Source organism: Bifidobacterium sp. B4142, from assembly GCF_026537325.1.
Classification (GTDB): domain Bacteria; phylum Actinomycetota; class Actinomycetes; order Actinomycetales; family Bifidobacteriaceae; genus Bombiscardovia.
The window spans coordinates 853,789-873,031 of sequence record NZ_JAFNMJ010000001.1; the positions used below are offsets into that span (position 1 = coordinate 853,789).

Here is a 19,243-nt window from a genome sequence, read left to right on the forward strand (position 1 = left end):
CAGAATGTTTCAACTTTTAGTACACGTCCAGTTCGCCTTGGACGTTTTCCTGCGGGTTCGTGGCTTCCTTCTTAGTCTTCGCAGAGAGGTCATCCCACATGGAGACTAAATTATTGAATTTGATTGCGCCCTCGGTATCCTTGCGTTTCTCTGCCTCATGGAACATTCGGAATCCCAAAGCCCTGACATCATCCAATGGTATGCGTTCACCAAGCTGTGCCACTATCGGGGCTACAGTATCCACACCTTTGGAGTCAAGGATGCCAGTCATACGTATCATGCCCTCCCAAAGACTGATGTGGTCTTCCTTGATGGGGTTCCATTCCTCTGTCATTTCCTCGGGTTTTAGCAGACGGGCCTTGCCTCCGGTTGCTTTGAACACACCGCTTCGCACTAGAGTGCCAGGGGTGGTGCCGCAGGATCGCGACAACTGATCGGCCATGCCGGAGCTTTCCTGATTCCAGCCGTATGATTGGTACCATTTCACGGCGAAACGGGTGTCGGTATCATAGTCTGAGTCAGCATCGCCCATAACTTCATCAATAACATGGTTGATGATTTCCAGGGCTTTTTGTACAGGCATTTCGGTGCCATCCGCTTCGCGGATGCGTGAGTACCTAGAATAGACGCTAATGCCAGGGCCGATGGCTGCTTGGTTCAAGTCAACCGGGTCAATTCCTGAAGTCATCAGGGTCTTTAGTTCCTTGGTGAGTTCGCTGCGCAGTACGCTGTTGAACACGCGCATCGGAATTGATGGTGCATCCTCAGGGCGAGGGCGACATGCCAGTACAATGGAGGATGCCAGCGCGTTGGACTTATTTCCACGCATCCTGTTAGATAGTTCGCTGCGCACGGGCAATGTGGCAGTAATCTCCCACCCGCCATGGATTAATCCGTCGAGTAAGGCGTACCAGCCAGTAGAGGTGCCGGTTTTGTTGTCCTTCTGCTTGTAAGCGTAGTAAACGGTTATGGGAATGTCAGTGCGCGCAGTCTCCCGAATGTGTTCAAAGACATGGTTGAACCCTTCCACGAAGAATCGAGCAGCACCTTCTTTACCGCCATGACGGTGTGGATCGGCCACAAGCTCCTGCGGCTTGGGCGTGAGCATAGTGGTGCATACTGATGGCAAGATGCCCTTGAGCATACGTCGTAACCATACATAGAAATAGTCGGATAAGTCAGCATAACCGATGTTGTCGTAGTATGGTGGATCCGTAGAAACTACTACGTCGCTGTAATCACGCGTAGCGGCGTCCTCTTGATGTGCCTCGCATGGTGGCTTGGCTGGAACATTTTCTACAGCCTCTGCAACCCAGTTGATCTGCCCTAAAAAATTTCCGGACTTAGACGAGAAAGGATTTACCTCAGCGAAATTCCAAGTCATAGAGATTGCCTGACGGGCGAATACATTGCTTACGGTGTCGCGAGTAACGTCCCATCTACAAATGCTGGAAGTATGGTCTGTTTGGCGGCTGACTGCGAGTGAAAGGTACACCGACAACGCATCGGCATAGGCTGTTGCTCCGTTGCCACCTTTATCCAATGGTTCACCTTCAGGCATGTTGGCTGCCAAGGCATCAGCCAATACTCGTTCACGGATCTCGCTCACAGTGTCCGCCAAGTTTGTCAACACCGTCAGCTGACGATTTGTGAACAAATCCGACCATGCTTTAAAACCGTAAGCTTGAACGCGAAATCCTAAAGCTTGCTCTGGCAATAGTTCCAGTGGTTTATTGCCAGGCTCAGCAACGGTTGCAGCCTCAACCTGGCTGCTGGTCGGAGAATAATACGTGCGTCCATCGTCGCTGTCACCGACAATTGCGATTAGACTCACACCTAAACGACCTGCTTTGCCTTCCTGACGAATATACTTCAGATCAATCGGTGTTCCATCTACAATCGAGATAGCACCCTTACGACTCACCGTTCCTTCGTCATCGCCTTTGGGACCATCACCATTGTGTTGCACAGCGTAGCGGATGGAACCATCTTTACGAACTATGGGTTTGATCCAGGCTTCCCTACCCTTTTTCTTAGAGAGCCACCAAGAGCGCACTAATGGCACCCGTACAGGGTTAGCGGGGTTGGGATTGGTGACCGTTCGTGCCCATATCCATGCTATGACGGTATGGTCTTCACCATACTCATCTTTGACTTTCGGGTACAGGCGACTGACCTTTTTAAAGGTTCTGTCGCGCAGGAGTCGCCCATAGTAACGAATATCGTCGGCCAGGCCACCGGACTCGTCTGAAGTTTTTACAGCGGCTGGGTGCACTGCTTGCCGGTTGCAGAAGCGCGATGGGAATTCAAGCAATGCCTTGTTGATGATGACTGCCAACGGGTTTAAATCAGAAGCATGTGCTTCCGCGCCTAGCCGCTGAGCTTCTAACGGAATCGCGCCACCGCCGGCGAATGGGTCGAGTACAACAGGCATAACGCCATTGTTGGAATCAAGGATTGCTTTGCCGGCCTCAGCATAAAGGTCTTTGTCGTGGATGTTTTCCCAACATGCGAGTCTTTTCATCAGACAACGGAGACGCTTGCGCTCTAGATCCTGGGCTTCCTCGGTGGGGAAACGGTCCGGGTGAGCTGACGGATCGTCTACCAGTTGGGCAAACAAGATGGAACGTGTGGTGGCCAATGGACGGCGAGCCCAGTACAAATGCAGAGTCGATGGCAGTCCGTGCCGTAAAGATTTTTCTCGGGAGGACACCTCGTTTATTGTTTTGAGTGGAATGCCTGTTTCGATGAGCTTCTTTTTACGCGCTGTGTTCGTCATAGTTCGTACTCCTTGTTGCATTCTCTATTTTTATGCAACTGTCTGATCCATCTGTGCATTCATAATAATTAACACAGACAGCATCCTTTCAACGTGGCTTGACGCCTCGCTCCCAGTATGATTGCAAACTTTCGTTGAACGATCTAGTGGTATCAGCTGGTGCAATCAAGTCGAACGCATGCTCCACATAGCGTAGCCTGTCATGTTCTGCTCCTCGTGGGCTGACCTTGACCAAAGCTAATCGGTGGCGATCTCCTTGTGATTGTGCAAAGGCCACTTCATTGGCAGTCACTGTGAATGTGTCAACATCTGGCAGGTCTATGCGGCCTTTGACTTCAATGAAGTACGTATATCCCTGCTTATCGGTGGATTTGATGTCGAAGCCCTTGTTGTTGTGAGGCATCTCTTCAGGAGTGCGGCCGAGCTTACGCTCGGCATTCATCGTCATGGTGATAGCTCTGCGGTCCACTTCCTCGGTGTTCTTAGCAAAGAGTCTGGAAGCATTGACCTTGTCAATCGGTTCGACTAGCCGTTCGGGCACGATCAATGCAATGCCACGCATAGTCGCTGGTTTGGCACGTAGACGTATGTCGCCAGTGAGATCGCTTTCCCGATTCTTGAGACGTTGCTCGTATTCTTCAGCACGCTTGCGGGCGATATCGGAGTTCATGTTTTTCCCGCGCTTCTCACCATTGCGTTCCTTCTCGGAGAGTTTATTGTACAGCTTCCACCAGAACTCGCTCTCCGAGTGTAACCGGTTGTGTATCTGAACAAGTAGATGCTCGTTCTCTGCGTCCTGACGGGCCTGTAACTCCTCCATCCGTGGCTTGGTACCGTTTGTGTATACATACTGGCGCATGTGATCAGTGTAATCACGTTCCAGCCAATCCTCGTTCATCAGCTTGGCAATCTCGGCCTTCTCACCGACATTCGGCCTGTCGTAGTCTAGATAAGGTGGTGCCGGCGAGAACTGAACCTCGCCCTGCTTGGGTAACTGCAGGTAGTCGAAATGCTGTGAGACGACCTTGCCCTTGGGATTTGTAATCGTCTGTTCGGCGGCAACCATCAGTACAGGTTCACCAGGTTGACTGTCTGTACGGTCCACGAATACGGTGCCATGCTCCAATGCGACACCATAGCGTTTGATGATCAACTGGCTTACGGCATCCAGCAGCGGTGTGCCAGGTGCCACAAGTACCGCATCCGGACCGTCGTCTATATGCGTGAGTGATGGCTCGAAGGTTATGCGTTCATATGCGTTGGCTATCGTCTGGTGCCGGTTAATAGTTTCGGCCATATGGCGCACATCTTGGGGCACATGTGTAATCTCCCAACGGTTCGTCTCACGTAAATGTATGGTGCCGCCAAGTTTCCTAAACGCAGGGACAAAGAACGCTGAAATGTAGCCCGGTTGGAGCTTTCGTTCGCGGGTTTTCTCCATAAGACGGCACACTTCCTCGACGTTCACGGTAGAATACCTATCCGGATGCGCGGAGCGTTCCTTGATTAGATCGTTAAGTCCTTTGTTAACGCTGCTATCGATAACCTCGTTCAATCTCGCTTGTACCTTGGGGTTGTCGCCATGTTTGATGGCATCAAGCATTAGGTCCTTCAACGACTTGCCATCGAAAGCCTTGCCGTCGCCAAGCACGTTGAACAAACGACCATCATAGGCCTTACCGATTGTCTCAATCTTCTCTAATAATTTGCCGTACACCTCGCCCTCGCGCGTATTCTTTGCCACGAGGTTCCATAGGGAGCAGGACCTTTTCTGGCCGATGCGGTGAATACGACCGAACCGCTGCTCTATACGGTTGGGGTTCCAAGGCAGATCGTAGTTGACCATTAAATCAGCTCTTTGAAGGTTTAAGCCTTCGCCGGCAGCGTCGGTGGCCACGAGGATACGCACGCTGGGATCGTTCATGAATCTTTCCTGCACAGCCTTGCGTTCGTCATGGTTCATGCCACCATGGATTGTTACTACTGCCTCGGGTTTGCCCAGCAGTGTCCTGATCTGACTGCTCAGGTAGTTAAGAGTGTCCCTGTGCTCGGTGAACACGATGAGCTTATGCGGCTGCTCGGATGTACCGGCGTTGAGCACGTTGTTGTTCAGGATGTCGCTCAGCTGAGTCCATTTAGTATCCGTGTCCGAATGCCTGACCTCGCGAGCTTGCGCGACGAGGATATCAAGTTGGCTGATTTCGGAGCGTAGCTCCTCCACTGTCTGGGCTGCGGTTGCTGAGTCCATGACCTCGTCGAGTGTAAGTTCGAGCTGTCCCTGACCATCCTCTCCAGTTTCCTCCCACATGTCGTCGTACTCATCTGAATCATCAGGAGCATCAGCAGCAGGCTCAAGAATGTTCTCTATATTGTATGGATTCTTCTCGATGCGCTGCAGCAGGTCATTCAAGCGATCGCGGCGTCGTTTCAACGACTGATAGATTGCCTCGGGACTGGATGCCAAACGGCGTTGAAGGATCGTCAATGCGAAGCCGATGCTGCTGCCGCGCCGTCCGTCGACCTGCCGAATACGCTGTGCCGCATTCATGCCTCCCCGCACGTAGTCTGTCACGGCCTTGTACAGCCGACTCTCGCCTTCTGACAGCGCGTATTCAGCCGTCTCAGCCTTGCGTTCAGGAAACAGCGGCTTTCCTTCGAAGGTGAGCAGTTCTTCTTTAACCATCCGACGCATAAGACCTTTGGTGTCGGTAATGTACCGCTTCTTCTTGGACCATTGGCCGGCGAACCTGTCCTTGTCGAGCAGGGACATGAATAGTTGGAAGTCCTCTTCTTTGCCTGAATGTGGTGTCGCAGTCATCAACAACAAGTTTTCTGATGTAGATGCTAATGTTTCGCCGAGCTTGAAGCGTTTGGTCAGGTCGATGTCACCGTAGTTGTTCTTATAGTGTGCGCTCATGCGATGGGCTTCGTCCACAATGGCGATGTCCCATTTCACCTCGCTGAGCATACGCTGGAAGTCATCGTTACGGGCCACTTGATCCATACGCACGATTAGTCGGTTCTGGTCACGAAACGGATTACCCGAAGGGGCCTGATCTTGCATGAACGGTTGGAACACATCGAAATGAAGGTTGAACTTCTCCGCAAGCTCGTCCCGCCATTGGTCGGCTAACCCACCAGGGCAGACAATGATAATTCGCACAGCGGCAGAGCGCAGTAGCATCTCCTTGATGTACAGGCCGGCCATGATGGTTTTGCCGGCACCCGGATCATCAGCCAACAGAAACCGCAAGGGTACCTTCGGCAGCATGTCCTCGTACACGGCACGGATCTGGTGAGGCAGCGGGTCGATACTTGAAGAATACACGGCAGACATCGGGTCATACAGAGCTGCACAGCTGATACGTAGAGCCTCTGCTGCCAATCGAAATTCTTCAGGGTCAGCATCCAGTTTTGGTTTCTGTCCTTGCTGAACTATGCGAAGTTCTTTGAAAGCAGCATCGTCGATGATTTCCTGACTTACCTTACCATCTGCGGTCTCGTAGTACAGATTGATGGCATCGCCTATCGGCTCAGTAGAGACGACTTTAACCAACTGATTTGGTATCACGCCAGAAAGGGTCAGCCCCTGTCGGAGATCAACGGACGAAAGTGATTCCTGTTTCACTATTCTGCCCACCTTCTTGCTTCTATTTGATTTAAGTTTACGCTGACGGTTTCATCGGTCTGTCGAGCGTTGAAGTAGATTGGCTCATAACAAAAAGAAAACTCGACCGTTGCGCGATGATGAAATTGGGTAGGTGTGAGAAGGTAAGTACTATGCTGTCCGGGATGAAAAGCGCGTTGGTGAAGACGAATATCTGCTGCTGAATTTGTCAGATGACAAACCATCGGTGATGACAAGAAGCGTGTTGTGGTTGTCCGCAAACCATAGATATGCGTCTGATGGCTTACCATGAACGGGTGCAAGCGCAGCTTAAATTCCATCATTGATTGCTTTTATGAGCCTATTGTTCACCGCGACCTCTGGTCTGCGTGACAGACCCAACACACGTTCGATATTGACTGGAAAACTGGTCAATGACCAACATGAGTGGGAATAGGGAGATTAACTATCTGTCCTGAGAAAACAGCAGCAATCCAGTATGATGTTCACGCATGGCACCGCTACCTTTGCAAAGCTGTGACAGCTCATCGCTATTCTTTAATCTTGATCTTTATGAGACGAAGACTCCAGCTTGGCTTTGAAAGGCTCCAAACTAAGCGCCATTCGTAGGGCATCGCTGCTCAGAGGCACAAAGTCGCCATCCTTAGATACGTTTCCCAGCATTGCGGACCAAGCATCGAAGCTTTCTTGTTTCTTAAGCAGCGGAATGTTACGCTCCAAGGCTGTGTTGATCAAGTTTGTCAAGCTCTGTGTCGTCAATTTCTCCATGGTTTGACGCAGCTCCATTTTCCGCTTCTCGTCAAAAAGAGAATCTTGAATGTTGGCCGCAGAAAGTTCACGAATATCTCTGGCGAGGTCCATTGCCTTGTACATGATGATGAGAATACGATTCTGGGCTTCCTCGCTGTCCACGTTCGATTGGCATTCTTCGATTGCTGCATCTACTTCTTCGGAGAATGCTTTTGTTTTCTCTGAATTCGCTGTTATCAACGCTATCGGCTGGGGATTTTCGGAGTTGTTCTCCTTCTGATGAGTTATCTTGCTCCACACTTTATCCGCAGTGGGCATGACAGAGTCCCGCCACCAGTGGGCAATGGTCTTGTCACACCATCATTTGAACTTTTCGTTATTTGCCAAGTAGACTGCGATTCCTGCTACTAGGGCAACCTCGATTGCTCCAGCGGTGATCGCACCCGCTGGCGAACTCTTGTCATCATCGTTGTTCTCAGTGTCATCGGAAACAGGCTCCCAGCGCTCCTGCCCTCGCAAGTGGTTAACTTCATCGAAGATTGCTCCCAGATACTGACTTGAGTTATCATGAGGACTGACCAAATGCATAGCTTTCATGCCTTCGTGCATACTCAAACGAAATAATGATCCGTCCCCCATATAGGCTCCCTGATCTGTTCGCTGCCCCCTTGGAATATAGGTATTACTATACTCGCCGACTTTTGTTTTGGTGAAGGCTTACCTTGATCGCGCGAGTGATATTGATGGAAAATGTGCCGAATAGTGCGACGACAAAGAGTGTTAGCGGATTAAGTTAATCTATGAACCTTGGTATTTGTTGATCTAGGCTGAAATCACAGAGCGAAAAGAAACTTTACGCCCCAGATGGAAGTATGGTTTTCGCAGTCGGGCTAGCCGGATTTGAACCGGCGACATCCTGCACCCAAAGCAGGCGCGCTACCAAGCTGCGCTATAGCCCGGCGCCCATCGGTATCACCGTATGGGCACAATGTATCAATATAGCACAGGTTCGGGTCCCGGCTGATCCTGCGAGGGTGAGCAGGGAACGGGAACAGCTCTGCGCCTGCGGTTACCATGGTGACCATGACAGTGGAAGAGACATGGGCGGCACCGCAGGCTGATGGCCCCTTGGATGCAACGGTGACCATACCGGGGAGCAAGTCCCTCTCGAACAGGTATCTGATTCTGGCGGCCCTGGGAAGTCGTCCGGTCAGGCTGACAGGTTTGCTCAGATCGCGTGATACGGACCTGATGATTGGGGCCCTGGAGGCCCTCGGCGTGGACTGTCGGGTTGATCCGGACGACCCTACGAATGTAATGGTCATTCCACCGTCAGGCGGACGTTTCCGTAGCGGCGCCCGGGTAGACTGTGGACTGGCTGGAACCGTTATGCGCTTCGTGCCTGGCCTGGCCATGCTGGCTGATGGCCCCACGCACTTCGATGGAGACCAGCAGGCCTATCGGCGTCCCATGAGGCCTCTCTTGGACGTCCTGACCCAGCTGGGAGCCAAGATCGAGTACCTAGGCCAGGAGGGCTTCCTGCCCTTTGTGCTCACACCCCCGAATCGCCTGGTGGGCAGGGAGGTGACCATAGACTCCTCGGCATCCTCGCAGTTCATTTCCGGCCTCCTGCTGCTGGCTGCCAGGGCTGATGGCACTATGACCATCGTCCACTCTGGTCAGCATCTGCCCAGTCTTCCGCACATCGCCATGACTGTTGAGGATCTGCGTCAGGCCGGAGTCCAGGTTCAGGCCAATCCTGATCGTTGCAGGTGGAGCGTTGAAGGCAGGGGATCTGCTGGGACGCAGTTGCCCGATCGGGTCCAGGTGGAGCCCGACCTGTCGAATGCGGCCCCCTTCCTGGGAGCGGCCCTGATAGGAGGCGGGCAAGTCAGTGTGCCCAACTGGCCAGAACGGACCACACAGCCAGGTGGCTTGCTGCCCGAGTATCTGAAAACTATGGGCGCGAAGGTAGACATGGTTCCCGACGGTAAGGGTAGCGCCACCTGTCGGGTGACCGGGGGGGAAGCCATTCATGGACTCGGCGACTTCGACCTGTCCCCAGCAGGGGAGATCGTTCCCTCGATTGCGGCCATCCTGGTCTTTGCCGATGGGCCCAGCCGCCTGCACGGCATTGACCACCTGCGCGGTCATGAGACCAATCGGCTGAAGGCACTGGCCACCGAAATCACCAGAATAGGCGGCCAGGCCCGTGAGCTGGACGATGGCCTGGCCATCGAGCCCGTGCCTGTGCACAGTATGCATGGGGCCGTCATGGAGACCTATGCCGATCATCGCATGGCCACCTTTGCCGCCATGATCGGGCTCAAGATACCTGGCATCCGAGTGCGTAATATCGGCACCACGGCCAAGACCATGCCCGACTTCCCGGGTATGTGGAAGCGGATGCTGGCAGACGAGGGTCAAGGCTGAGCTACAGCGATTCGAGCGAAAGGAGCCGTGTTATGAGCGTCGAAGCTGAAAGGCAGACCTGGCAGGAGGATCTGGATCTGGCCATCGCCATGGCCGACCGGGCGGATCAGGTCACCGTGGGCTACTTCAAGTCGCCGGATCTTCATGTGGAACGCAAGGCGGACAATACTCCGGTCACCCAGGCCGACAAAGAGGCGGAGGCAGTGATTCGTCGCGTTCTGGCCCTAGCAAGGCCGAACGATACCATCTATGCTGAGGAGCTGGGAAAGCAGGAGTCCAACGGTAGACGGTGGATCATCGATCCCATTGACGGAACCAAGAACTATGTGCGCGGAGTACCCGTCTGGGCGACCCTGATCGGCTTGGAGGTAGACCATCAGATGGTGGTCGGCGCGGTATCGGCCCCCATGTTGGGCACCCGCTGGTACGCTGCGCAGGGTCAGGGAGCCTACATGGCGCGCCAGGGTGAAGCTCCCAAGGCCATCCACGTATCAGGAGTGGACCGGATGGAAGACGCCTCCATGTCCTTGTCGTCGCTGACTGGGTGGAAGGCCATAGGCCGCCGGGAAAGGCTTCTCGACTTGACCGATCGAATCTGGCGCCTGCGTGGATTCGGTGACTTCTGGCAATACATGCTCCTGGCCCAGGGTGCCATCGACCTGGCGGCCGAGCCGGAACTTGACCTTTATGACATGGGTGCCTTGGTTCCCATCGTGACCGAAGCCGGTGGCAGCTTTACTGACCTGGCGGGCAACCCGGGTCCCTGGGGTGGCAATGGCCTTGCCAGCAACGGTCTTCTGCACAAGGAAGCCCTAGAGGCCCTGGGCGACTGACACATATGACATATAGAAGAAGGCTGGTGATCACAGCAATGCATGTGATCACCAGCCTTCTTGGTTCTTAGGACCAAGCTCTTAGGACCGAACCCTTATCTCAATCATCCCTCATTCGACCATCAGTCGGGTTGAGGGGCAGGTCTGGTCAACGGTCAGGCCTGGAACTTGTTGCCGTAGGCATCGCCCTGGCTGGCGACGACCTCGGCCTGACGTGCGATGGAGAGCTCCTCGTTGGTGGGGATGACGCAGACGGCGACCGTGCTGTCGGGGGTGGAGATGATCTGTGCCTCCTTGGAGCGTTGGTCGTTCTTCTCCTGGTCCAGCTTCACGCCGAAGGGCTTCAGCTGCTCGATGACCTGGCGACGCACGATCTCATCGTTTTCGCCCACGCCAGCCGTGAAGGTGATGGCGTCCAGGCCGCCCATCTGGGCCGTGTAGTTGCCGATGTAGCCGACGATGCGGTGGACATAGATGTCAAGTGCCAGCTTGGCATCCTCGTCGCCCTCGGCGATCAGCTTGTGGACCTCGCGCATATCACCGTGACCGGTCAGGCCGGTCATGCCGGAGCGCTTGTTGAAGAGGGTGTCCAGCTCATCCACGCTCATGTGGGCGTTGCGGATCAGGTGGAAGACAACGGCAGGGTCGATATCGCCGGTGCGGCCGCCCATGACCAGGCCCTCCAGGGGGGTCAGGCCCATGGAGGTCTCAACGGGATGTCCGGAGACCTGAGCCGAAGCGGAAGCCCCATTGCCGATGTGCAGGACGATCTGCCGCAGGCCCTCTGCAGGCTTGCCCAGCAGGCCGGGAACCAGCTGGCCCACATACTGGTGGCTGGTGCCGTGGGCACCGTAGCGACGGATGTGATACTGCTTGGCGATGTCCTTGTTGAGGGCGTAGGTGGAGGCCTTCTTGGGCAGTTCGAAGAAGAAGGAGGAATCGAAGACGAAGACCTGCGGGGTCTGCGGCATCAGCCGGCTCATGACCTCGGCGCCTTCAGCCTCAGGTCCGTTGTGCAGGGGGGCCAGCACGGCCAGATCCTTGACCTGGCTCAGGGTCTTCTTGGTCAGGAGGGCAGGCTTGGGGAAGATGGCTCCACCCTGGACGACACGGTGACCAACGGCGATGATGCCGGCCTTGTCCAGATCAGGGCCGTACTCCTTGAAGAAGCCCAGGACGCGCTTGAGTCCGGTCTCATGGTCGTGGATGGGCTCCTCAAGCTCATGCTTCTCGCCATTGACCTCGTGCTTGTAGTGGCCGTCGGTGGGCTCGCCGATCTTCTCGACCAGACCCGAGGCCAGGCTCTGGCTGGTCTCCAGATCAACCAGCTGGTACTTGATCGAGCTTGAACCCGAATTGATGACTAGGACGGTTTTCGCCATTGGGGCATCCTCCTGATGTGCTTGTATAGAGCCAGTGCTCCTCAATCAGTCTTCAAGATTACTCGTCGGCCCTTACAAGCCGCGGTATATAGCCAGGCCGACATGGTTTTGGGGCTGCTACCGGAACCTTCTAGAGATAGGATCCAGCAGCAGCCCCAGAGGTTCATAAAGACCTTATAGGGACGGCGATCAGTCTTGGGCCTCGACGGCGGTCAGAGCCACGGTGTTGATGATGTCAGCCACCAGAGCGCCGCGCGAGAGGTCGTTAACCGGCTTGTTCAGCCCCTGCAGGACCGGTCCGATGGCCAGGGCACCCGAGGTGCGTTGTACGGCCTTGTAACCGATGTTCCCGGCGCTCAGGCTGGGGAAGACGAAGATATTGACCGTTCCGGCAACCGGATCGCCCTTGGCCTTGGTGGCTGCCACAGTGGGCGACCAGGCCGCGTCGAACTGGATGGGGCCCACGATGGGCAGGTCCGGCGCCTTCTCCTTGGCCAGGCGGGTGGCCTCTTCAACCAGGTCGACATCCGGGCCCTTGCCCGAGCCCAGGGTGGAGTAGGAGAGCATGCCCACGCGCGGATCCACGCCGAAGGAGCGAGCGGTTTGGGCCGACTGGATGGCGATGTCGGCCAGTTGCTCGGACGACGGGTTGAGGTTGATGGCGCAGTCGGCGAAAACCGCCGCATGGTCGGGGAAGCACATGAGGAAGGCTCCGGAGACCAGCGAAGCGCCCGGCTTGGTCTTGATCACCTGCAGGGCTGGGCGGACCGTGTTGGCTGTGGAGTTGATGGAGCCGGACACCAAGCCGTCGGCCTTGCCCAGTACCACCAGCATGGTGCCGAAGTAGGAGGGATCGGCCAGCTGCTTACGCGCCTGCTCCGGAGTCATGCCCTTCCTGGCACGCAGTTGGCAGAGGCGATCAACCATGGGTGCTAGCACCTGCTCGTCATCCATGGGCTGGAAGGAGGCCTTGTTCAGGTTGTTGAGGCCAAGCTCCTTGCCGCGGGCCAGAATGGAATCCTTGTCGCCCACGATGATCAGGTCGACGATGTTCCGCGCCAGCAGGTAGTCGGCCGCCTTGATGATGCGGTTCTCGCCGCCCTCGGGCAGGACAATGGTCTTCTTGTTGGCCTTGGCCTTGGCCAGCAGGTCGTTCTGGAATGCTACAGGAGTGGTGGCCTTGGGGCTGGCGGCGTCGGCGGCCTTCAGCACCTGGTCGACATCCACCTCCTGCTGGAATGTCTGACTGGTGGCCTGGCGGGCCTGATCGGCGGACGGATCCGTGTCGAAGTCCATCTTGGAGACGGTCCAGGTCGGCAGATCGTATTCCTGGAAGGCCTCGGTGAGTGGCGCTTTCTGTTCGGGCTGGCATCCGGTGATGAAGACACCGGCGAGCACGGCTCCCTGCGCCTCGATGGTTCGCCGGCAGGCGGCCACGGTCTTCATGACCTGACCGGGTTCCCTGCCGATGGTGCAGACGGCCAGCATGACCGGGGACCTCAGGTCGGCGGCGATCTGCGCGTTCAGGGCAAACAGGCCGGGGTCGAAGAGCTTTGAGGCATCGCTGCCCACGATCAGGACGCGCTCGGGATGGGTGGCCTCCACCAGCCCGTCATAGGCATTGAGGACATCGGCCCGGGTCTGCATGGGGTCCTCAGTGGCGTGCCCGGGGCACTTGCCACGGCAGATCTCTGGATCTGTGTCGGGGAATGAGCTGGCTGCAACCAGTTCCGGGGTCAATGGGTGCTTCCTGCAGGCGATTGGCCTGAATACGGCCGTTTTGGCTTTGGCGCTCAGGGCCTTGGTCAGGCCGTAGGCCACGACATTGCGGCCGTTGGCGGCTTCTGGGCTGATGATGGTGATGCTTGCAAGACTCACTGTGTCTTCTCCTGTCCGGACGTGGTTGCCTTGATGACTGCTTTGTTCACAACCTTGTCCAGTATACAGAAACCGCCCGCCATGCGGGCTGCGCATGACGGGCGGTTCCAGGGTCGGATCAGCGTATCACTCGTTGTCTCCGGCGGTCGCGGCGGTGGCGGAGATGGTCTCCTGGCCGGCGCGGTTGGCATCGGGCCAGACCCAATCGGTGTAATCGGGGTGGTCGTAGCCCTTGTCCACGGCAAACTGGAAAGCCTCATCGCGGAACTTGGTCCACTTGTCGATCTGGTCGGCATACTTGCCGGCGTCCACCAGCTTTAGGGCGGAGGCGGCCAGGCACCAGCGGTCCATGTTGTTGACACGCACCATGTCGAACGGCGTGGTGGTGGAGCCCTGCTCCTCGTAACCGTGCACGGAGAAGTTGTCGTGGTTGGGGCGTCCGTGGATCAGGCGGTAGATGGAGCCGGGGTAGGCGTGGAAGGCGAACAGGACCGGCTTGTCCTTGCTGAAGAGCTCGGTGAACTCCTCGTCGGACAGGGCCTGATCGTTCTCTTCGGCATCCTGGATCTTCAGCAGGTCGACCACGTTGACGAACTGGACCTTGAGGCCCAGCTTCTGCAGCATATCGTCGGCGGCCAGGGCCTCCTGGGTGGGGATGTCGCCCGCAGTGGCGATGACGACATCAGCATCCTCGGCATCCTCGGCGTTGGAGGCCCAATCCCAGCGGGCGGCCCCCTTCTCCAGCTCGGCGGCGGCCTCGTCCACGCTCTGGTAGGTGGCGGCGGGCTGCTTGCCGGCGAAGATGGCGTTGATGCAGTTGGTCGACTTGTAGCAACGCTCGCCCACATTCAGCAGCATGTTGGCATCAGCGGGGAAGTAAATGTTGACTACATGATCGTTGTTGAAGTTCTTGTTCAGCAGGATGTCGACGAAGCCGGGATCCTGGTGTGAGAACCCGTTGTGGTCCTGACGCCAGACGTGCGAAGTGACCAGGAGGTTCAGGCCGGCGATGGGCTTGCGCCACGGAATCTCGCGGACTGTGGCCTCCAGCCACTTGGCATGCTGGTTGATCATGGAGTCGATGACGTGCACGAAGGACTCGTAGGAGCTCCAGATGCCATGGCGTCCGGTCAGCAGGTAGCCTTCCAGGAAGCCTTCCATCTGGTGCTCGGAGAGCTGCTCGATGACCTGGCCGGTGTGGGCCATGTGCTCGTCGGTCAGCTCCGAAAGGTAGTCGGCATCCCACTGCTTATTGGTCACCTCATAAGCGGCAGCCAGACGGTTGGAAGCCGTCTCATCGGGCCCGAAGATGCGGAAGTCGGTGGGGTTCTTGGCTAGCACGTCGCGGGTGTAGTAGCCCAGGACACGGGTGGCCTCGGTGGCGCCCCAGCCATGTCCGTGCTTCTTGACGTCGATCTCGTAGTCGTGGATGTCAGGCAGCTCCAGCGGCTTGAGCAGACGCCCGCCATTGGCGTTGGGGTTCTCGCCGATGCGCAGGTCGCCCTTGGGCATGAAGCTGGTGACCTCGGGACGCAGGGCGCCCTTCTCGTCGAAGAGCTCCTCGGGCTTGTAGGAAGCCAGCCAGTTCTTGAGGACCTGGAAGTGGGCATCGGTGTCGCGGGCGGAGGTCAGCGGCACCTGGTGGGCACGCCAGGATCCCTCGGTCTTCTTGCCGTCGATGAACTTGGGGCAGGTCCAGCCCTTAGGCGTGCGGAAGATGATCATGGGGTAGAAGGGACGGGTCATGTCGTCGGTTTCGGCCCGGGCCTTGATGTCGCAGATCTTGTCGAAGACGGTCTCCAGCATGTCGGCGAAGCGACGGTGGATGGACAGATGATCCTCGTCGTCGAAGCCTGCGACGAACTCGAAGGGCTCATAACCCAAGCCGTGGAAGTACTCATGCAGCTCCTCGTCGGAGATGCGCGAGAGGATGGTCGGGTTGGCGATCTTGTAGCCGTTCAGGTGCAGGATAGGCAGGACGATGCCGTCAGTGCGGGGGTTGACCAGCTTGTTGGACTGCCAGCCGGTGGCCAGAGGGCCGGTCTCGGCCTCGCCGTCGCCCACGATGCAGGGCACGAAGAGGCTGGGGTTGTTCATGATTGCGCCGTAGGCGTGGGAGAGTGCATAGCCCAGCTCGCCACCCTCGTGAATGGATCCGGGGGTTTCAGGCGCGAAGTGGGAGGGGATGCCGCCCGGGTAGGAGAACTGGCGGAAGAACTTCTGCAGGCCAGCATCATCGTTGGTGATCTTGGGGTAGTACTCGCTGTAAGTGCCATCCAGGTAGGACTGCGAGGTGCCGGCAGGGCCGCCGTGGCCGGGGCCCATGATGATAACGGTGTTTTGCTGATGGTCGGCGATCAGACGGTTGATATGGCCCAGCAGGAAGTTCAGGCCGGGGGTGGTGCCCCAGTGGCCGACCAGACGATGCTTGACGTCCTCCCGAGTGAAGGGCTCCTTCATCAGGGGGTTGCTGCGAAGATAAATCTGTCCGATGGAAAGATAGTTGGCCGCTCGCCAATACTTGTCGACGGCCTCGAGGGTCTCCTCGGCGATTGGGGTCTCCAGCTTCGCCCAAGGGGTGCCGATAACAGGATTCGTCATGTGTACTCCTGCACTTTAGTGCGATTGTTTATTTACTTCGGTTACGGGCTCGTGCGGTGTCATTTCAGGCATCCGTCGGGTTCGTACCCAATGCCTACATGGTACGTGAACGAGCAGACTTTTCTGAACGTTTTCTTGCAGTGTGTGTTCGCTCTTGTGAGAAAATGCGAGGGAATTGTCTGCTTGCAGACAGGAATTATTGCCGGGGGTGCCGATCAGGGCTCAATGACGGTAGCATTGTCGAAAACTGCAACCATACTGGACTTGCCCGCGGGCGTTAACTCGTCGCTCCCGGGCATCCATGGCAGATACAGCATACATATATATAAGGAGTCTTATGGCACAGGGTCCCGTCCTGGTGGTCGATTTCGGTGCGCAGTACGCCCAGCTGATCGCTCGTCGAGTCAGGGAGGCGGGGGTCTACTCCGAGCTGGTGCCCCATTCGATGAGCCTGGAGCAGATGCTGGCCAAGGATCCCAAGGCGGTCATCCTCTCCGGTGGGCCTGCCTCCGTCTACGTGGACGGGGCGCCTACCATAGATAAAAGGATTTTCGAGGCAGGGGTGCCTGTGCTGGGCATCTGCTACGGCTTCCAGGTCATGGCCCATGAGCTGGGCGGTGAAGTGGACAAGGCGGCCTTGGGGGAGTACGGCAAGACCGAGGCCTTCATCGACAGCGCCAGGGGAATACTACAGGATTCACCCGCACGGCAGGATGTGTGGATGAGCCATGGCGTCGCCGTCAACCGTGCGCCTGAAGGCTTTGAGGTTCTGGCGCATACCGAGGGTGCTCCTGTGGCGGCCATGCAGGATCCATCCCGGGGGCTGTACGGGGTCCAGTGGCATCCCGAGGTGACCAACACTCCTCTGGGGCAGGACTTGATCAACCGCTTCCTGCATCAGTGCGCCGGACTTCCGTCGGACTGGAACGCTTCGGGCATCATCGAGCAGCAGGTGGAGAAGATTCGTCGCACAGTGGGTGACGACCAGGTTATCTGCGGCCTGTCGGGCGGAGTCGATTCAGCCGTGGCGGCCGCTCTGGTCCACAGGGCCGTCGGCGACCAGCTGACTTGCGTCTTTGTGGATCATGGTCTGCTGCGCAAGGGGGAGGCCGAGCAGGTCAGGCATGATTTCGTAGCCGCCACTGGCATCAAGCTAATTGCCGTGGATGCTTCACAGGACTTCCTGACTGCCCTCAAGGGCGTTTCCGAACCCGAGCGCAAGCGCAAGATCATCGGGGAGAAGTTCATCCGCACCTTTGAAAGGGCCCAGCGGCAGGTGATTAAAGAGGCCGGCAAGACCGGCAAGGAAGTCAAGTTCCTGGTGCAGGGCACGCTCTACCCCGACGTTGTCGAGTCTGGCGGTGGAGATGGAGCGGCCAATATCAAGTCCCATCACAACGTGGGTGGTCTGCCCAAGGATGTCAAGTTCCAGCTGATCGAGCCCCTGCGCACCCTCTTCAAGGACGAGGTCCGGGCCATCGGCACCGAACTGGGCCTGCCCGATCAGATCGTCTGGCGCCAGCCCTTCCCGGGCCCTGGTCTAGGCATCCGCATCATCGGGGAGATTACCCAGGAACGCTTGGAGACCCTGCGCGAGGCCGACGCCATCGTCCGCGAGGAGCTGTCCAAGGCTGGGCTGGATCGACAGATCTGGCAGTGCCCGGTGGTGCTTCTGGCCAATGTGCATTCAGTAGGGGTGCAGGGCGACGAGCGTACCTATGGCTCGCCGATTGTGCTGCGTCCGGTCTCCTCCGAGGACGCCATGACTGCTGACTGGACACGTCTGCCCTACAACGTGCTGGCCACCATCTCCACACGCATTACCAACGAGTGCCCGGGAATCAATCGTGTGGTCCTGGACTGCACCTCGAAGCCTCCGGCAACCATCGAGTGGGAGTAAGTATCTGGGCCGGACAAGTCATATGGCGATATGTCATATGACTTGTCCGGCCCATTCGGTTGACCTCTCGCCACTTGATGTCGATAGAAGAGCTCAGGTGTTGGAATTCATTGTTTGCTGCTTTGTGATGGCCGCGTTGATCCGGTTGACCAGCTCGCGGGGATGCTCTACTCCGAGCACCAGTCGGTCATAGTGCTCCCCCTTGAGTTGGATGACGATGGGGCTTTCCGGTCTAGTGACATTCCAGAATGATTTCTCCCCTTGCTCAATAAATGTGCCGGCCCATTTACCGGGAACATGCAGGCCGGGTACACGCAGTCCTTTGGCATCGTCAAGAATGCCCGGATCCTCGCTCGCGCCCAGAACATGCTCGAGCGGCACCACCAGTTTCCCCCTGAACGACCACATCTTATCCAAACCCTGCGGCTCAATCTCCAGGGTCCGCCCGACAATTGCCACCTTGTTGTTCATGATTTGCCTCTTTCATTCATCATCAGACTGCAACCGAACATGTGCACGCTGCAGCAGCGTCTCGCCAAGGAGCTTGGCGACATCAACGCTCACAGCATCGGCATGGCACGATCTCGAACGGGACAGCTTCACAAGGTAGTCCCTGACCAGTCCACGAACCTCGAGATCATGATCTGACAACTCCATGAGTGCTACCAATACCAGATCGAGCACTCCTGAATCGCGCGACTCCGAATCCGTTGCGTCACGTAGCGCAGCCACGAACATGCCACGCTTGCTGCCAAACGCACCGTAGAGGCTACCTCGTAGCAGACCCGTTGCCTTAACGAGCGCATCAATCGACGTACCCTCATAGCCATGCTCCAGGAAAACTTCTCCTGCACGGGCAAGGATCTCATCATCATTGAAATTTCTCTTACGACCCATGCCCGCCAAGATACCATTAATTGACTGAATAGTCAAGAATGATAAACGACCCTATCACATATTCTTTTTAAGAAGAATCATAGGCATTTTTCTACTCTCTCAATAATTTTATACGTGTTTTCATATCTGCGCGACATATTTACCCACACTGTAACGAAAACG

General features: G+C 56.7%; 13 protein-coding genes and 1 tRNA gene. 3 read left to right on the plus strand and 11 right to left on the minus strand.

What is annotated here, in order from left to right:
- Positions 1–16 precede the first annotated feature (16 nt).
- The 6 genes from J3U06_RS03845 to J3U06_RS03870 form a co-directional block, all read right to left on the minus strand.
- Positions 17–2,779: a DUF1156 domain-containing protein gene (locus J3U06_RS03845; RefSeq protein WP_267444365.1), complete on the minus strand. Its 2,763-nt coding sequence runs from the start codon at positions 2,777–2,779 to the stop codon at positions 17–19.
- 88 nt (positions 2,780–2,867) lie between these two features.
- A complete protein-coding gene (locus J3U06_RS03850) occupies positions 2,868–6,407 on the minus strand; it encodes a helicase-related protein (protein WP_267444366.1) in 3,540 nt (1,179 codons plus the stop codon).
- Positions 6,407–6,730 carry a hypothetical protein gene (locus tag J3U06_RS03855; RefSeq protein ID WP_267444367.1) on the minus strand — a complete coding sequence of 108 codons (324 nt, stop codon included), beginning with the start codon at positions 6,728–6,730 and terminating at the stop codon, positions 6,407–6,409. The genes J3U06_RS03850 and J3U06_RS03855 overlap by 1 nt, the downstream gene beginning before the upstream one ends.
- A gap of 214 nt (positions 6,731–6,944) precedes the next feature.
- Entirely contained in the window at positions 6,945–7,475 is a 531-nt protein-coding gene (locus J3U06_RS03860) for a hypothetical protein (protein WP_267444368.1), read from the minus strand.
- Between the two features lie 42 nt (positions 7,476–7,517).
- The gene (locus tag J3U06_RS03865; RefSeq protein WP_267444369.1) at positions 7,518–7,796 is read right to left on the minus strand and encodes a hypothetical protein; all 279 of its coding nucleotides are present in this window, start codon (positions 7,794–7,796) and stop codon (positions 7,518–7,520) included.
- Between the two features lie 246 nt (positions 7,797–8,042).
- A tRNA-Pro gene (locus tag J3U06_RS03870) sits at positions 8,043–8,116 on the minus strand.
- 118 nt (positions 8,117–8,234) lie between these two features.
- On the opposite strand from J3U06_RS03870, the gene aroA reads away from it, so the two are divergent.
- Together aroA and hisN are read left to right on the plus strand one after the other, a co-directional pair.
- The gene (aroA, locus tag J3U06_RS03875; protein ID WP_416378929.1) at positions 8,235–9,590 is read left to right on the plus strand and encodes a 3-phosphoshikimate 1-carboxyvinyltransferase; all 1,356 of its coding nucleotides are present in this window, start codon (positions 8,235–8,237) and stop codon (positions 9,588–9,590) included.
- A 32-nt stretch (positions 9,591–9,622) separates the two neighbouring features.
- Positions 9,623–10,423 carry a histidinol-phosphatase gene (gene hisN / locus J3U06_RS03880; RefSeq protein ID WP_267399819.1) on the plus strand — a complete coding sequence of 267 codons (801 nt, stop codon included), beginning with the start codon at positions 9,623–9,625 and terminating at the stop codon, positions 10,421–10,423.
- 155 nt (positions 10,424–10,578) lie between these two features.
- Here the strand turns inward: hisN and J3U06_RS03885 are convergent, their stop codons facing one another.
- The 3 genes from J3U06_RS03885 to J3U06_RS03895 form a co-directional block, all read right to left on the minus strand.
- The gene (locus J3U06_RS03885; protein ID WP_267444371.1) at positions 10,579–11,805 is read right to left on the minus strand and encodes an acetate/propionate family kinase; all 1,227 of its coding nucleotides are present in this window, start codon (positions 11,803–11,805) and stop codon (positions 10,579–10,581) included.
- A gap of 189 nt (positions 11,806–11,994) precedes the next feature.
- Positions 11,995–13,683 (minus strand): phosphate acetyltransferase, encoded by a 1,689-nt coding sequence (gene pta, locus J3U06_RS03890; RefSeq protein ID WP_267444372.1) that lies wholly within the window; start codon positions 13,681–13,683, stop codon positions 11,995–11,997.
- 126 nt (positions 13,684–13,809) lie between these two features.
- Positions 13,810–16,284: a phosphoketolase gene (locus tag J3U06_RS03895; protein ID WP_267399822.1), complete on the minus strand. Its 2,475-nt coding sequence runs from the start codon at positions 16,282–16,284 to the stop codon at positions 13,810–13,812.
- 337 nt (positions 16,285–16,621) lie between these two features.
- Between J3U06_RS03895 and guaA the strand changes: the two genes are divergently transcribed.
- Complete coding sequence (gene guaA / locus J3U06_RS03900) at positions 16,622–18,184, plus strand: glutamine-hydrolyzing GMP synthase (RefSeq protein WP_267399823.1); 1,563 nt, start codon at positions 16,622–16,624, stop codon at positions 18,182–18,184.
- Between the two features lie 93 nt (positions 18,185–18,277).
- On the opposite strand, the gene J3U06_RS03905 is transcribed toward guaA, so the two are convergent.
- Together J3U06_RS03905 and J3U06_RS03910 are read right to left on the minus strand one after the other, a co-directional pair.
- Positions 18,278–18,655, minus strand: coding sequence for a hypothetical protein (locus J3U06_RS03905; RefSeq protein ID WP_267444373.1), 378 nt, complete (start codon positions 18,653–18,655; stop codon positions 18,278–18,280).
- Between the two features lie 12 nt (positions 18,656–18,667).
- A complete protein-coding gene (locus J3U06_RS03910) occupies positions 18,668–19,081 on the minus strand; it encodes a TetR/AcrR family transcriptional regulator (protein ID WP_267399825.1) in 414 nt (137 codons plus the stop codon).
- Between the last annotated feature and the right edge of the window lie 162 nt (positions 19,082–19,243).